The sequence below is a fragment of the Psychrobacter sp. AT9 genome, from assembly GCF_047272965.1.
Lineage (GTDB): Bacteria > Pseudomonadota > Gammaproteobacteria > Pseudomonadales > Moraxellaceae > Psychrobacter > Psychrobacter glaciei.
Window position 1 is genome coordinate 748,780 of record NZ_JBKOTW010000001.1, and the last position, 14,489, is coordinate 763,268.

General features: G+C 42.5%; 17 protein-coding genes. 14 read left to right on the plus strand and 3 right to left on the minus strand.

Going from position 1 to position 14,489, the window contains the following annotated elements; translation table 11 throughout:
- Nucleotides 1-14 precede the first annotated feature (14 nt).
- The 7 genes from secY to rplQ all read left to right on the plus strand — a co-directional run bounded on the left by secY (nucleotide 15) and on the right by rplQ (nucleotide 4,671).
- Complete coding sequence (gene secY / locus ACMFL8_RS03240; RefSeq protein WP_173240232.1) at nucleotides 15-1,346, plus strand: preprotein translocase subunit SecY; 1,332 nt, start codon at nucleotides 15-17, stop codon at nucleotides 1,344-1,346.
- A 31-nt stretch (nucleotides 1,347-1,377) separates the two neighbouring features.
- Nucleotides 1,378-1,494, plus strand: coding sequence for a 50S ribosomal protein L36 (gene rpmJ, locus ACMFL8_RS03245; protein WP_010196721.1), 117 nt, complete (start codon nucleotides 1,378-1,380; stop codon nucleotides 1,492-1,494).
- 252 nt (nucleotides 1,495-1,746) lie between these two features.
- The gene (gene rpsM / locus ACMFL8_RS03250) at nucleotides 1,747-2,103 is read left to right on the plus strand and encodes a 30S ribosomal protein S13 (protein WP_010196723.1); all 357 of its coding nucleotides are present in this window, start codon (nucleotides 1,747-1,749) and stop codon (nucleotides 2,101-2,103) included.
- Between the two features lie 20 nt (nucleotides 2,104-2,123).
- On the plus strand, nucleotides 2,124-2,513 hold the full coding sequence (rpsK, locus tag ACMFL8_RS03255; RefSeq protein ID WP_010196728.1) for a 30S ribosomal protein S11: 390 nt from the start codon (nucleotides 2,124-2,126) through the stop codon (nucleotides 2,511-2,513).
- A gap of 48 nt (nucleotides 2,514-2,561) precedes the next feature.
- Nucleotides 2,562-3,203, plus strand: coding sequence for a 30S ribosomal protein S4 (gene rpsD, locus ACMFL8_RS03260; protein WP_010196731.1), 642 nt, complete (start codon nucleotides 2,562-2,564; stop codon nucleotides 3,201-3,203).
- A gap of 81 nt (nucleotides 3,204-3,284) precedes the next feature.
- Entirely contained in the window at nucleotides 3,285-4,292 is a 1,008-nt protein-coding gene (locus tag ACMFL8_RS03265; protein ID WP_021813386.1) for a DNA-directed RNA polymerase subunit alpha, read from the plus strand.
- Between the two features lie 19 nt (nucleotides 4,293-4,311).
- Nucleotides 4,312-4,671, plus strand: a complete 360-nt coding sequence (gene rplQ / locus ACMFL8_RS03270; RefSeq protein ID WP_010196736.1) for a 50S ribosomal protein L17 — start codon at nucleotides 4,312-4,314, stop codon at nucleotides 4,669-4,671.
- A 74-nt stretch (nucleotides 4,672-4,745) separates the two neighbouring features.
- Here rplQ and ACMFL8_RS03275 read toward each other — a convergent pair whose 3' ends face one another.
- Together ACMFL8_RS03275 and ACMFL8_RS03280 are read right to left on the minus strand one after the other, a co-directional pair.
- On the minus strand, nucleotides 4,746-5,366 hold the full coding sequence (locus ACMFL8_RS03275) for an L-threonylcarbamoyladenylate synthase (protein WP_010196739.1): 621 nt from the start codon (nucleotides 5,364-5,366) through the stop codon (nucleotides 4,746-4,748).
- Nucleotides 5,367-5,658: 292 nt separating this feature from the next.
- The gene (locus ACMFL8_RS03280; RefSeq protein ID WP_413190064.1) at nucleotides 5,659-6,291 is read right to left on the minus strand and encodes an elongation factor P hydroxylase; all 633 of its coding nucleotides are present in this window, start codon (nucleotides 6,289-6,291) and stop codon (nucleotides 5,659-5,661) included.
- A gap of 296 nt (nucleotides 6,292-6,587) precedes the next feature.
- Between ACMFL8_RS03280 and ACMFL8_RS03285 the strand changes: the two genes are divergently transcribed.
- From ACMFL8_RS03285 to lysM, 6 genes are all read left to right on the plus strand, one after another.
- The gene (locus tag ACMFL8_RS03285; protein ID WP_413190065.1) at nucleotides 6,588-7,181 is read left to right on the plus strand and encodes a YceD family protein; all 594 of its coding nucleotides are present in this window, start codon (nucleotides 6,588-6,590) and stop codon (nucleotides 7,179-7,181) included.
- 319 nt (nucleotides 7,182-7,500) lie between these two features.
- Nucleotides 7,501-7,683, plus strand: coding sequence for a 50S ribosomal protein L32 (gene rpmF, locus ACMFL8_RS03290; RefSeq protein WP_010196743.1), 183 nt, complete (start codon nucleotides 7,501-7,503; stop codon nucleotides 7,681-7,683).
- Between the two features lie 428 nt (nucleotides 7,684-8,111).
- A complete protein-coding gene (fabD, locus tag ACMFL8_RS03295; protein WP_413190066.1) occupies nucleotides 8,112-9,080 on the plus strand; it encodes an ACP S-malonyltransferase in 969 nt (322 codons plus the stop codon).
- Entirely contained in the window at nucleotides 9,077-9,805 is a 729-nt protein-coding gene (fabG, locus tag ACMFL8_RS03300) for a 3-oxoacyl-ACP reductase FabG (RefSeq protein WP_010196745.1), read from the plus strand. The genes fabD and fabG overlap by 4 nt, the downstream gene beginning before the upstream one ends.
- Nucleotides 9,806-10,077: 272 nt before the next feature.
- Complete coding sequence (gene acpP, locus ACMFL8_RS03305; RefSeq protein WP_025652201.1) at nucleotides 10,078-10,314, plus strand: acyl carrier protein; 237 nt, start codon at nucleotides 10,078-10,080, stop codon at nucleotides 10,312-10,314.
- Nucleotides 10,315-10,615: 301 nt separating this feature from the next.
- Complete coding sequence (gene lysM, locus ACMFL8_RS03310) at nucleotides 10,616-11,125, plus strand: peptidoglycan-binding protein LysM (RefSeq protein ID WP_010196747.1); 510 nt, start codon at nucleotides 10,616-10,618, stop codon at nucleotides 11,123-11,125.
- A 102-nt stretch (nucleotides 11,126-11,227) separates the two neighbouring features.
- On the opposite strand, the gene queG is transcribed toward lysM, so the two are convergent.
- Nucleotides 11,228-12,466 carry a tRNA epoxyqueuosine(34) reductase QueG gene (gene queG / locus ACMFL8_RS03315; RefSeq protein WP_413190067.1) on the minus strand — a complete coding sequence of 413 codons (1,239 nt, stop codon included), beginning with the start codon at nucleotides 12,464-12,466 and terminating at the stop codon, nucleotides 11,228-11,230.
- A gap of 191 nt (nucleotides 12,467-12,657) precedes the next feature.
- Between queG and ACMFL8_RS03320 the strand changes: the two genes are divergently transcribed.
- The gene (locus ACMFL8_RS03320; protein ID WP_413190068.1) at nucleotides 12,658-14,460 is read left to right on the plus strand and encodes an NAD(P)H-hydrate dehydratase; all 1,803 of its coding nucleotides are present in this window, start codon (nucleotides 12,658-12,660) and stop codon (nucleotides 14,458-14,460) included.
- The last annotated feature ends 29 nt before the right edge of the window (nucleotides 14,461-14,489 follow it).

Consider the following 14,489-nt stretch of genomic DNA (forward strand, 5'->3'; position numbering starts at 1 on the left):
TGTCAAAACAATCAATGTCATCGGCTGGTATACCGCTTAATCCATTTGCCTTCATACGCAAGTATGACGAATTATGGACGCGTTTATTATTCTTAATCGGCGCATTGATTGTTTATCGTTTAGGGTCACATATTCCAGTTCCGGGTATCAACCCAGTTAACTTGGCTGATCTGTTTTCGCGCAACGAAAACACCATTCTGAGCATGTTTAATATGTTCTCAGGTGGTGCGCTAGAGCGTATGTCTATTATGGCGCTTGGCATTATGCCATATATTTCAGCATCGATTATTGTACAGATGATGTCTGCAGTACTGCCATCGCTTGAAGCCCTCAAAAAAGAAGGTGAAGCGGGACGACGCAAGCTAAACAAGTACACCCGTCAAGGGACACTTGCTTTAGCTCTAGTACAGTCATTAGGAATGTGTGCTGGCTTAATCAGCCAAAATCTTACTTTATCCTCTGGTTTGACTTTTTATATTCCAGCCGTTACTTCATTAGTAGCGGGCGCGATGTTCTTAATGTGGCTTGGTGAGCAGATTACAGAACGCGGCGTTGGTAATGGTATCTCAATGCTTATTTTTGCGAGCATTGTGGCTGGTACGCCAGGTATGATTTCGCAGTCTATCGAACAGGTCAATCAAGGTCAGATGAACTTGATTGTACTGTTCATTTTTGTACTATTAGGCATCGCGGTTACTGCAGGTATTGTTTATATTGAACGTGCTCAGCGCCGTGTCCCTGTCAACTATGCACAAAAACAGCAACAAGGTCGCAAGATATACGCTCAACAGCAATCACATTTGCCGTTGAAGCTGAACATGGCAGGAGTTATCCCAGCTATTTTTGCCAGTTCTTTGTTACTGTTCCCTGCAAGTTTAGGGCAGTGGGTTGGTCAATCAACTGATCCTACTTTTGTACAAAAAATATTGCAAAATATGGCATTGGTGTTGTCCCCAGGGCAACCGCTATATTTAGTACTATTTGGCGCGATGATTATTTTCTTCTGTTATTTTTATACGGCATTGGTATTTAGCCCGCGTGAAGTAGCAGAAAACCTTAAGCGTAGTGGTGCGTATATCCCTGGTATTCGCCCTGGACAACAAACTCAGCGTTACCTCGATCATGTATTAAACCGACTGACCTTTATTGGCGCGATGTATATGACGGTTATTTGTTTAATGCCGATGGTCGTCCAGTCATCGTTTGGTGTGCCGTTTCAACTTGGTGGTACATCTTTACTGATTATGGTGGTTGTGGTAATGGACTTCATCTCGCAGATTCAAGCGCATTTGATGACCCATCAATATCATGATCAGACGTTAATTCAATCGCCCACTCAACCTTAAATGAGCGGTACGATATTTCAAGGAGTATGCTATGAAAGTTCAAGCATCAGTTAAGAAGATTTGTGGTAGCTGTAAAGTTGTGCGTCGTAAAGGCCGTGTACATATCATCTGTACAGCAGAACCGCGCCACAAGCAACGTCAAGGTTAATATTTAGTATCATAAAGTTTTAAACTTTTGTTACTATCTAAATTAATACTTGAAAAATAACGGCGGATGGGATATCATCCGCCACTTGCCGTGTTTATGCAGAATATTTTGTAATGCTGTCAGTGTTTAGGCTTTTAACTAAACCAAAACAGCGACAGTGACTATAATATATTTAGTATTAACAGCAACAATTCTGAAGAATAATGCCTTATTGATAAATAACGCTTATTTTTCTTTAATGGAGAGAAATCAATGGCTCGTATTGCCGGCGTAAACATTCCGGATAATAAGCATGCTGTTATTTCACTAACTTACATCTTTGGTGTAGGTCGTACCACTGCTCAGAAAATATTAGAAGCAGTTGGCATTGCCCCTACTACTAAAGTTAGTCAGTTAGATGATACACAGTTAGATGCTATCCGTGCACAAATTGCAAATTACATGACTGAAGGTGATCTTCGTCGTGAAGTTTCAATGAATATCAAGCGTTTAGTTGATCTTGGTTGTTACCGTGGCATACGCCATCGTCGTAACCTACCAGTTAGAGGTCAGAACACCAAGAACAACGCTCGTACTCGTAAGGGTCCGACACGCCCTCTCAAAAGATAATTAACTTAGGAAGCTAAAAGATGGCAAAAGACACTCGCAGTCGCAAAAAGGTGGCTCGTCGTTCAGTATCGGAGGGCATAGCCCATATCCATGCGTCTTTTAATAACACCATTGTTACGATTACCGATCGTCAGGGTAATGCATTGGCTTGGGCCACTTCAGGTGGACAAGGCTTCCGTGGTTCACGTAAATCTACACCATTTGCAGCTCAGGTTGCAGCTGAAGTCGCTGGTAAAGCGGCTCAAGAATATGGTGTTAAGAATATCGACGTTTTGGTCAAAGGACCAGGACCGGGTCGTGAGTCTGCGGTAAGAGCACTAGGTGCATTGGGTTATAAAGTTAACAGCATCTCTGATGTAACCCCAATCCCACACAATGGTTGCCGTGCGCCGAAAAAGCGCCGCGTCTAATATTAAAGACGAAGCTTTTTATCCCAAAAGCTTATAGGAGACATAACAATGGCCCGCTATATTGGACCAAAACTCAAATTATCACGTCGTGAAGGTACAGACTTAGGCCTTAAGTCTGGTGTTAAACCATACGATGTTAAAACGAAAAAAGCTGGTCGTCCACCAGGTCAACACGGTGTAAGCCGTAACAAGACCTCAGAATATGCTCTACAGCTGCGTGAAAAGCAGAAAGTTAAGCGTATTTATGGTGTACTAGAGCGTCAATTCGCTAACTACTATAAAGAAGCTGCTCGTAAGCGCGGTGCTACTGGTGAAAACCTACTAGCCATGCTTGAGAGCCGTCTAGACAACGTTGTATATCGCATGGGCTTTGGCTCAACTCGCGCAGAAGCACGTCAGCTAGTCAGTCATCGTACTGTTATGGTAAAAAAAGCTGGCCGTGATGAGTTTGTTCGTGTGAACATTCCATCAATTCAGCTTCAAGATGGTGATGTCATCGCTATCCAAGAGAAGTCTCGCGAACAACTACGTATTAAAAACGCTATCGAATTAGCGACACAACGTGGTATTCCAGAATGGCTAGATGTTGATCACAGCAAACTACAAGGCACGTTTAAACAAGCGCCTGATCGTATTGATCTACCTGCTGAAATCAACGAAAGCTTGATCGTTGAGCTATACTCTAAGTAAATGACGTACTGCTCGATGTCATGAAAATGGCATTGAGCAATTAACGTTAATTAAACCAGTTTAATAAATCGAGGTGACATCATGATGCTAAATGCAACTGAGTTTCTAACGCCGAATGCCATTAACGTGGATACGGTTAACGAAACGATTGCGAAAGTCACGCTCGAACCGTTAGAACGCGGCTTTGGGCATACCCTAGGTAATGCCTTACGTCGTATCTTGTTATCTTCATTACCTGGTGCTGCAGTCATTGAAGCTGAGATTGATGGCGTTGACCATGAATACTCTACGCTTGAAGGGCTACAAGAAGATGTACTTGACTTGCTTTTGAACTTAAAAGGCTTGGCAATTACGCTTCATGACCAAAATGAAGTATTTTTGACCTTGGATAAACAAGGTCCAGGCACTATTACTGCTGCAGATATCGCGTTACCACACAATGTTGACATCATCAATCCAGAATTGGTATTGGGTACATTGAGTGATCGTGGTCATCTTAAGATGCGTTTGCGCGTAGTAATGGGTCGTGGATATGAGCCAGCAAACCAGCGCCGTGAAGATGGTGATACTAAGGCAATTGGACGCTTAAAGCTTGATGCAAGTTTTAGTCCTGTGCTTCGTGTTGCCTATCAGGTTGAGAACGCTCGTGTAGAGCAGCGTACTGATCTTGATCGTCTTATCATTGAGCTTGAAACTAATGGCACTATAGATCCAGAAGAAGCAATTCGTAAAGCAGCCACTATTTTACAACAACAGATTTCTATCTTTGTTGACCTAGAAGCTGAAGAAGCGCCTGAGCCTGTGAAAGAGAAAGAAGAGGTTGATCCGGTGCTATTACGCCCTGTGGACGATCTTGAACTAACGGTTCGCTCAGCCAACTGCTTGAAAGCTGAAAACATTTACTATATCGGTGATTTGGTACAACGTTCAGAGACTGAACTTCTAAAAACCCCAAATCTTGGTAAGAAATCATTAACGGAAATCAAAGACGTTTTAGCGTCTAAAGATTTAGAGCTCGGTATGCGCCTAGATAACTGGCCACCAGCTGATTTACGTGTTGATGATCGCTTTTCTTATCGTAGCCGTTAAACTTTAAGGATTTTTGACTATGCGCCATCGTAAGAGTGGAGTCAAGCTGGGTCGTACCGGCAGTCATCGTAAGGCAATGTTTCAGAACATGACTAACTCATTATTTGAGCATGAACTGATCAAAACAACTTTACCAAAAGCTAAAGAACTACGTCGCGTTGCCGAGCCATTGATCACTATGGCTAAAGAAGACAGCGTTGCTAACCGTCGTTTAGCATTCAGCCGTATGCGTAGCAAAGCTATGGTAGGCAAATTATTTGGCACGTTAGGTCCTCGTTATCAAACGCGTCCAGGTGGTTATTTGCGTATCGTAAAATGCGGTCATCGTGATGGTGACAATGCGCCAATGGCATATGTAGAATTAGTTGATCGTGACTAATTTTGTACTGAATATATGATTCATAAAAAAGCTCCAATCGATTGGAGCTTTTTTTTATGCGTTTAAATAAGTAGTTATAATAACAAAGAACTAACGTCAGCAGCACCTTGTCTGATGATTTCAGGCTGGCTACTGGTCATATCAACGATAGTGGTTAGCTTAGTGGTTTTTATACCTGCGTTGATGAGACCGTCTATTTGGTTGCTTAACAGATCTTCTATTTCAAATGGATCATCAAGTATATCATCGCGATTTGGTAATATTAATGAGCTGGTTAAGATAGGCTCGTCCATGGCTGCCAAGAGTGCTTGGGCGATAGGATTACTTGGCACACGAATACCAATGGTTTTTTTCTTCGCATGTGCCAGTTTCTTTGGTACGTCTTTTGTGGCATTAAGAATAAAGGTAATAGGAGCTGGCGTATGAGCCTTAAGCTGCTTAAATTGCACATTATCTACTGCTGCATAATTAGCAATTTCACTTAAATCTCGGCACAATAGCGTAAATTGATGCTTATCATCAAGCTCACGGATTTGTTTTAATTTTTCGAGGGCGTCTTTTGCGCCTAAACGACAACCAAAAGCATAGCTAGTATCAGTAGGATAAATGATTAACTGATCCTTACGTAATAGATCAGCGGCTTGCTCAATAAGACGTGGCTGCGGATTTTCGGGATGTATATAGAGCACTTGCATAATAGTTCCTTGTCTTATAATTATAGGTTATATACTTTTGAGATGGTGGATGAGTTGTTATCAAATAAATAACGCTAGAAAGAAATAACGCTAGAAAGAAATAACGCTAGAAAGAAATAAGAGTAATAATGAGTTAATCTTTTGCTAGCTTCGCTTTATCTTAGCTGCACCACAAAATCTACTTATCTATCAGTATAGCTTAAAGCAAATATAAGTTTATTGGCAAGGCGTTACGGTTGGTAGGAAATCGTTAACAGTTTACAAGCATCGCTATCATTAACCTTATAGAGATTTATCGTGGCTCGCTGTTAGTTAATTTATCGTTACAAACACTTAATAATACCCGTAGCAAAGTCTTGGCATCACGTGGCAGCGTTACTGGCTTGGTAATATAGGTTTCAACTTGTAAATAAACGTCATGAGCAAAAGTGCTACCACTGGTATCGAAGTCGGCAAACAGATTGTCCTGTGAGACTCGAAAGTGATATCCACAGGCAAGAGTAAATAAACACTCAAGCGCCTGCGGTTTAATCTCTACGCGCTCAAATGCTTGCTGCTGAGAGGCTGAACGCCCATCTGGTGCATACCAGTAGCCAAAGTCGGGTAAGCCTCTACGTTCTTTACCAGCGACACACCAATGGCTTAATTCATGCAGCGCACTGGCAAAAAATCCGTTGGCAAACTCGATTCGTGCTGGCTGATTGTTCTGAGCAGGGAAATATTCTGGTTCACCATCACCAGATGCTAATATCACTTGATGCTTGGCAAACACGGTATTAAATAAACAAATAAGCCAATCGGTTGCTGCTTTTTCAGTATCTGCTATAGAAGCACTTTCCTTAGACAGTTTTTGCCATTGATCTGCTAAATCTTTTAGGTTTGTATTTATTTTAGAATTGAGTGCGCAAGTCTCTAGAGTGCTCATAGGGCATTCTATAGCTGTATCTTCTAAGTCAGTGAGATGTTGAAGCAAAAGAGCCTTATCAATAGAAGACCACAATGCAGAAAAATCAGGGTTGGCGGTAGGCGATATCATAGATAGAAGATTGACCGAATAAAAAATAAGAGACTGTTGGTACTCTATACATGAAATGAGTAAATAAAAATGTGAGGCAACCCAAAGGTCAAAAAATCTTAACATACTAGCGCTAGCGCTACTCAGCGCTTTCCGCTAGTATGGCAGGCAATATTATACACCGTTTTTGATGAATGAGGCCGCGTATGTCAAGCACTCCAGTAAGCAAGCCTTCAGCGGCTCAAGCTGATAATATGCAGAATCCTATATCGAGTAATATGCCCGAACACCTTTCCTTAAATAAATGGGAAGATACTGGCTTTGAGTGGGCAGGAGAGATAGAACCTACCTCTTTTGAGCGTCTTTCCGCTATACTGACGACCGAGCATGAACAAGAAAAAATCCAGCTCACTGCCAATCTTTATCGTCGTAATAATGTCTTACATCTGTCATTTGAATTGGCGGGTGATGTATGGCTAACTTGCCAGCGATGCTTGCAACCCGTAGCCACTGACTTAACTGATGATTATGATATTGCACTACTCGATGACGAGAGCCAAGTGCGCCTAGTCAATGAAGAGCAGGACTATTTATTGCTTGATGAAGTCATTACTGAGCAGTCGCCAGAGCGCTTATTGCCTTTGAAAAAATTGGTTGAAGATGAAATATTGCTTAAAACACCGATGGCACCGAAGCATGATGACTGTGAAATGACGGTTGAGCAATTTGGTGAGATACCTGAAGAAGAAGAAAATGAAAATCCTTTTGCCGCTTTAGCATCGTTGAAAGGCAAGTTATAAAAGAAAACATGCTGTATTCAATTGATTTAGAATGCCTTTTATCGGCTTTGTGCAGAAGAGTCGTACGCAGGGCTTTATTAATCGATGAAACATGCGTATAATGTCCCGTTTATTGCATTCTAGCAACAGGTTACTTGCAGATAAAAACTGACTAGGCAAATTGACTATAGATTTTAGACGTAGTTAGCATTTTAATGCACGTGGCAATCTATTTAACTAATGATGCGTAAGACTTAGGTTGTTGTGATTATATAGCCTCTGTCAGTATCGACTAAAGCTGAATTTTAAGCTTATCCCTTTTAAGTATAGGAGCTATATCATGGCTGTTCAAAAAAGTCGTAAAAGCCGTTCTCGTCGTGACATGCGCCGTTCACACCATCGTATGGAAGTGGCTGAGCTAAGCGTAGATGCTACCACTGGTGAAAAACATCGTCGTCATCACATGACTAAAGATGGTTTTTATCGTGGTCGTCAGTTGTTCAAGGTCAGTCAAGACGCTTAATTGACTATTTAATCAGTGATGCAACAATACGATGGTGCTGATGGCACTTTACGGCTTTTTGTACCGCTATTATTAGGCAATAAGTTTTGAGCTAAAGAAAGCCAAGTTATTTCGCTACCATATATTATGTGGTGGGATAACTTGGCTTTTTGCTATGAATTTTTTATGACGTAGCTCCCTATCATTGGTTTTTATCACGTAATTTTTTATCAAATGCTGTGCCTAAAAAACTGTCAAAAGCTAAATATTATCTTACCTTAACGCCTCATTTTTTCATCAGCTATGATAATAGTATCTGTCAGTGTATAGTTTACTTATAATCAGCTGTCTGAGTGATCAGTTAAAAATATAACTCTAGACCGCCCCTAATTTTACAATACTCCCGATTATCTTTAGGGATGTTTTCAATTACATAAGGAATATTGGTTATGGCCTCTGTACCCGATATGATAAAAAAACAGCCAACCCGCACTGCGGTGCTTTTCCCTGGTCAAGGCTCACAAATTGTCGGTATGACCAGCGAGCTCGCTGAAGCTTATCCAGAGATTCGTGATACTTTTGCTGAAGCAAGCGAAGCACTAAGTGAAGACTTATGGGCAATTTGTCAGGATGAAGAAAAGCTCAATCAAACGCAATATACTCAGCCAGCCTTATTGACGGCTAGTATCGCCATTTGGCGTATTCTACAACCAAAATTCAAAAAAGCGCCGTGCTATCTAGCGGGTCATTCTCTAGGTGAGTACAGCGCCCTTTGTGCCGCTGGAGTGATATCGCTTGCTGATGCGGTGAGATTGGTACATACGCGCGGTCAGTTGATGCAGGAAGCGGTAGTAGGTATCGATACAGCGATGGCAGCAGTGCTAGGGCTCGAAGATCATCGTGTGGAAAACTTGTGCGAGCAGGCAACCGAGCATGTTGATGGCGCGATTGTCGGAGCGGCAAATTTCAATAGTCCAGGACAAGTTGTGGTCTCAGGAAATGCGGCAGGCGTCACAGCTGTCATCGATAAAGTAAAAAATACTGGCAAAAAAGCCATCCCACTAAAGGTGAGCGTGCCATCACATTGTGCGCTTATGGCGCCAGCAAGTAGTGCTTTAGCGGAAGCCTTAGCAGCTATTAAGTTTGATCAAGCAACCATTCCGGTTATTCAAAACCGTCATGCGCGTGTTGAGAGTAGTGCGGCAGGTATTAAGCAAGCATTAACCGAGCAGCTAAGTGAGCCAGTACTATGGTCAAAGACCATGCAAGAGCTGGCTGATAAGCAAATTAATATTTTAATCGAGTGTGGCAGTGGCAATGTATTGAGCAATTTGGCCAAGCGTCAAGCGCAACCAATTGCCAGCTATCCTACTGACAAGCCCACCCGTCTTGATAAATTAATGGAGGTATTATCATGAGCCGTACGATTACCCTAGTGACTGGTGCCAGTCGCGGTATTGGCAAGGCAGTCGCCAAACGTTTTGCAAAGGAAGGACATTTCGTGATTGGGACAGCCACCACAGAAAAGGGTGCTGAACTTGTTGATGGTTATCTACATGATAGTGGTGGTATTGGCCGTGTATTAGACGTACGCGATACGGCACAAATCGATAAGCTATTTGAAGAGATTGAAAGCGTCTATGGCGCGGTGCAAGTGCTGGTCAATAATGCTGGTATTACCCAAGACGGTCTATTGATGCGCATGAAAGATGAAGATTGGGAGAACGTGGTTGATACCAATTTGACATCGGTTTATCGCATGAGCAAACGTGCGGTACGCGGTATGATGAAGGCGCGTCGTGGTCGTATCATTAATATTACCTCTGTCGTTGCTCAAATGGGCAATGCTGGTCAGTCTAATTACGCGGCGACTAAAGCGGGCGTAGAAGGTTTTAGCCGTACACTTGCACGTGAAATCGGCTCACGCCAAGTCACGATCAACTGTGTGGCACCCGGTTTAATTGAGACGGATATGACGGATGAGCTTGACGAGCGCCTACTAAATTCGATGCTAGATGCCGTGCCTATTAGTCGTCTTGGGCAGCCAGAAGACATCGCAGCTGCCGTACATTTCTTAGCCAGTGACGAAGCCAGCTACATCACAGGTGCTGTTATTCCTGTCAACGGCGGCATGTATATGTAGGTGACGCACAAGTGTTACATACTTATAATAAAAAACTGTGTGAACGAGTGTAAACTATAATAAAGGGTGCTATAATGACGAATACTTTTACGTCAAAGCCCTGTATGATAGCAGGGCTTTACTAGACATTAGACAGAACGTATAACGTGTCATAGAGTACTCAGACGGCAATGCTGATCTGGCAAATTCCATTTTATATACTAGGCGATAACGTTTAACTATCGCGCTATCGCAGTTTATTAAAAATAATAGATGATAAAGGAGTAATCTACATGAGTAATGATACCGAGCTAAGAGTAAAGGCGGCAGTAGCTGAGCAATTAGGTATGAACGTTGAAGACATCAACAATGATGCTTCATTTATGGAAGATTTAGGCGCTGATTCATTGGATCTAGTCGAATTGGTTATGTCATTCGAAAGCGATTTTGGCATCACTATTCCTGATGAAGATTCAGCTGAATTGACAACGGTTCAAAAAGCAATCGACTACGTACAAGCCCAGCTATAACTCGCTATTTGCTTAGCAAGTCTTACAATGCCGCTTATCTATACAGCATAGATAAGCGGTTTTTTTATGTTCGTTATTTATTCTAAGAGTCTATCCCAGTCATTTATGCTCATCTAGTGATTCATTTCATTAACATAAGCTACGCCAAATCAACATTACTCAACATACTATTACTATTCATCATATATGTCTTTGCCTATACTAATAATGGTAAACAAGAAATAATAGTAATTACTAGATATAATTACCATTAAAAGAATAACGATTAATAATAAATAATAGTATTTCAAGGAGCAGTTATATGGGTATGTTTAGTTTCGCAAAAGACATTGGTGATAAGATTTTTAATCGTGACGACGAAAAGCATGATGCTAAATCAGAAACCAAAGCAGATGCTAGTACGCCTGTCGCCAGCGGTGAGCCTTCAGCACAATCGGTTGCCAACATTTTGCTACGTCGCATCCAGCAGCAGAACCTCAATATCAGTAACCTAAAAATCAAATATAACGGTTCGACGGATACCGCTGAAATCAGTGGTAACGCCAAAACACAGGCTGACCGTGAAAAAGCCATTATCGCTATTGGTAATGTCCAAAACGTCGCTAAAGTCATTGATAACATTGACATCGAAGAAGACGCGCCTGAATCTACGATGTATACCGTAAAATCTGGTGACAGCCTATCTAAGATTGCTAAAGATGTTTATGGTTCATCTGGTGATTATACAAAAATCTTTGAAGCCAACAAGCCTATGCTGTCTGATCCAGACAAAATTTATCCTGGTCAAGTATTGCGCATTCCAAAGCCGTAATTTCTAATCCATAACTTCTAAGCTTAATTAGCATTAGAATGTCTAATAGAATAAAAAATGCCTCTTTAGTAAGAGGCATTTTTGTGTCTAAAAGGCATAGGTTTACCGATTATTGATATTTAATTTCTCAGTTTGTTCCGTAAGCGCCCAATTAATATGTTCGTCCAGCATGTCGTTATGCAAGCCTAACTTAGATCGTAGATGAGTGACGATTTCTATACTGGGATTAGCGTTGCCAAGTCCAATGGCGATATTGCGTAAAAAGTTAACATAGCCTGTGCGCCTGAGCGGACTGCCTTCAGTTTTTTTCATAAACTCTGCTTCTTGCCATTGCCACAGCTCAAGCAAACTGCTGTTGTCAAGCTGATGCCGTGGCGTGAAATCTTCTACGATTGTAAGGTTGGCGTAGCGATTCCACGGACAAATAAGTTGACAGTCATCACAACCGAAGACGCGATTGCCAATTGCGCGACGATATTTGGTATCAATGATGCCATCATGCTCAATCGTTAAATAAGAAATACAGGCAGAAGCATTGAGCTCGTAGGGCGCGACAATCGCTTGGGTTGGGCAGATATCAATACAGGCGCTGCAACTGCCGCAGTGCTCTTTTACTGGTTCATCATCCGGTAACTCAAGACTCATAAACAACTCACCCAGCACAAAGAATGAGCCCGCTTGTTTGTTTAGCAATAGCGTATGCTTGCCCGTCCAGCCAAGTCCTGCTGCATCTGCAATAGGACGCTCAAAGATAGGGGCAGAGTCACTAAAAGGTCTAAAAATAAATTCTGCCTCAGCTCCAATATCTAGATGCTGCCATTCAGCAAGCATCGCTTCTATCTTTAAGGCTAATTGTTTTAAGCGGCTGCGCATCGTCTTATGATAATCGCGGCCTCTGGCATAACGCGCAATGATACCCTGATTGGGATGATTATCATCAGTGACCGCACGCGGGGTAGGTGTCTGAGTGAGGTAGTCCATACGCACGCTGATGATGGTTTTTGCTCCTTCTACCAGTTGGGCAGGATGCGCACGTAGGTGGTGATTGTTATGCATAAACTGCAATTGGCCTTCATAGCCTTTATCCAGCCACCGTTGCAATTGTTCAATTTGTTGGGTAAATAAAGGATGATGCACGGATAAGAAACCACAGTCGGCAAACCCTAAATACTGTGCTTGGGCTTTAATCCATTGCTTTACCTCTGTGGTGGTAGCAAACGTTGGGCTATTACTCACAGTAATCTTTTTTTCGGGCGCAGGGTTAGGCTCAGGAGACGTTTTCTGAGCTGATATCTGCTGAGTTGAAAAGTTAGATAAGTTTACTTTAGAAGGATTATTCATGTGTGATAGCAGGTAATAGAGTGAATACCGATATGATAAGCCAGTGAGCTAAGAGCGCAAGTACAAAAGCAAATAATCTCACATTTCATATTGATACATAAGTCAAAGTGAGCTTTTGCTAAGCTTAGACAAGCGAGTAACCAGCAAGTTTCAATGTGATAAAAAACCAATAAAAATAATCGAGGAACGGTATGCAAACTCAATCCAATGTATTTTCATCAGACACAACGAAACCGATAGCCCTATATAGCAGCGAGCAAGTCTACGCTATGGAGCAAGCATGGTTTGCAGAAGGTCATGGTAGCTTTGGATTAATGAAGCAAGCTGCTTGGCAAATGGCGCAGCATATAGAACAGCTCTATGAACAAAAGTATCTGAAAGCTCGTGCCTCAGCTGATCATAAAGTCTATCGACGTAATACTTGTCAGCAACGAGCGAGTATCTGGGTAGGAAAAGGGAACAACGGCGGTGATGGTTGGCTTATAGCTTACTATTTGCAGCAGGCTGGCTGGGAGGTAAAAGTAATCACAGTTGGCTATGCTGCCGAGGATCTAGAGACAGACAATCAAGTGAAAATTGCTAACAAAGTAGACAAACACGACGTTCTATCTGATGCTAGGCAAGCGCAACAAATAGCGCTCTCTGCTAAGGTGAATTATCAACGCTTTGAGGATAGTAGTGCCAATCAAAGTGAGATAAAAGAAGCGGACTGGCAAGCTGATATTTATATCGATGCATTATTTGGTATCGGACTGGACCGTGCACCTGAAGGGGTTTATGAGCAGGCTATCAATGCCTTTAACAAGGTAGTGCAATCAAATAATGCTTTGGCAATTGCCGTTGATATCCCGAGTGGCTTAGTGGCTTCTACTGGTCAAGTATTTGAGCGCATCGCCATACAAGCTGACGTGACGTTGTGCTTGATTGCCCGTAAATTCGGCTTACATACCAAAGATGGCATGGACTATAGAGGGAGCGTGATCGATATACCGTTAATACCGACTCAGTCAAATAACTCAGCCGCCACTCTAGTGACTGTAGCGCACGCTTTAAATGCTCGTCGACAGAACAGTTATAAAGGCAGCTATGGTCACGTCTTGGTCATTGGTGGTAATCGAATTGATGGCTCGCAAGGTATGGGCGGGGCAGCCATACTATCTGCCAGTAGTGTCATGGCGACAGGTGCGGGCAAAATTACCGTGGCTTGTCACGATGCCTTTCATGGCGCTTTACTAACGTCATTACCCGATGCGATGACGATTGATTTGCATGATAAAGAAGGGGTGAAAGCATTAATTAAAGAAGCTAACGTTGTTACCATTGGCATGGGATTGGGGCGTGACAAAAAGGCGCAAGCATTATTCATCAGTTATGTTCAGGCTGCTATAACAGAGAAGAAGCCACTGGTCATTGATGCAGATGGTCTTTATCATCTGGCATCATTGCAGATGGAGAGTCGTGAGCATCCCCATAAACACGAACTCATCGCTCAGCTGCGACAACACAGTATGGAGCATCAGGTTTGTTTGACGCCGCACAGTGGTGAAGCGGCTAGATTGCTCGATAAGAAAATTAGTATTGTAGAGGATGATCGATTAGCAGCTATAAAACAATGTGCTAAAACTTATGGCGGTGATTGGGTGCTAAAAGGCGCTGGTTCATTGGTACTGGAGCAAAGGATATTAGAACAGAAGGGTTCGCAAGCGCATATTTATGTTTGCGGCGTAGGTAATGCTGGCATGGCCACCGCTGGCATGGGCGATGTATTGTCTGGGGTGATTGCTGGGCTGTTGGCACAAAAAGATCTAGAAGACGAAGCGCGCTGCTTACACCAAGCGGTTCTGCTGCATGCGTTAGCAGGAGACGCCTTGGTGAATGATACTGACCATTACCAACATAATAGCTCGCTACTGATTGGACAGCGCGGGCTACAAGCGCAAGACATGCCAGCAGCCGTTCGTCATGTCATGCAATTGATTACCAATAAAAATTAAGTAGGGTAGTGTGCCGTATTAAATAAAAA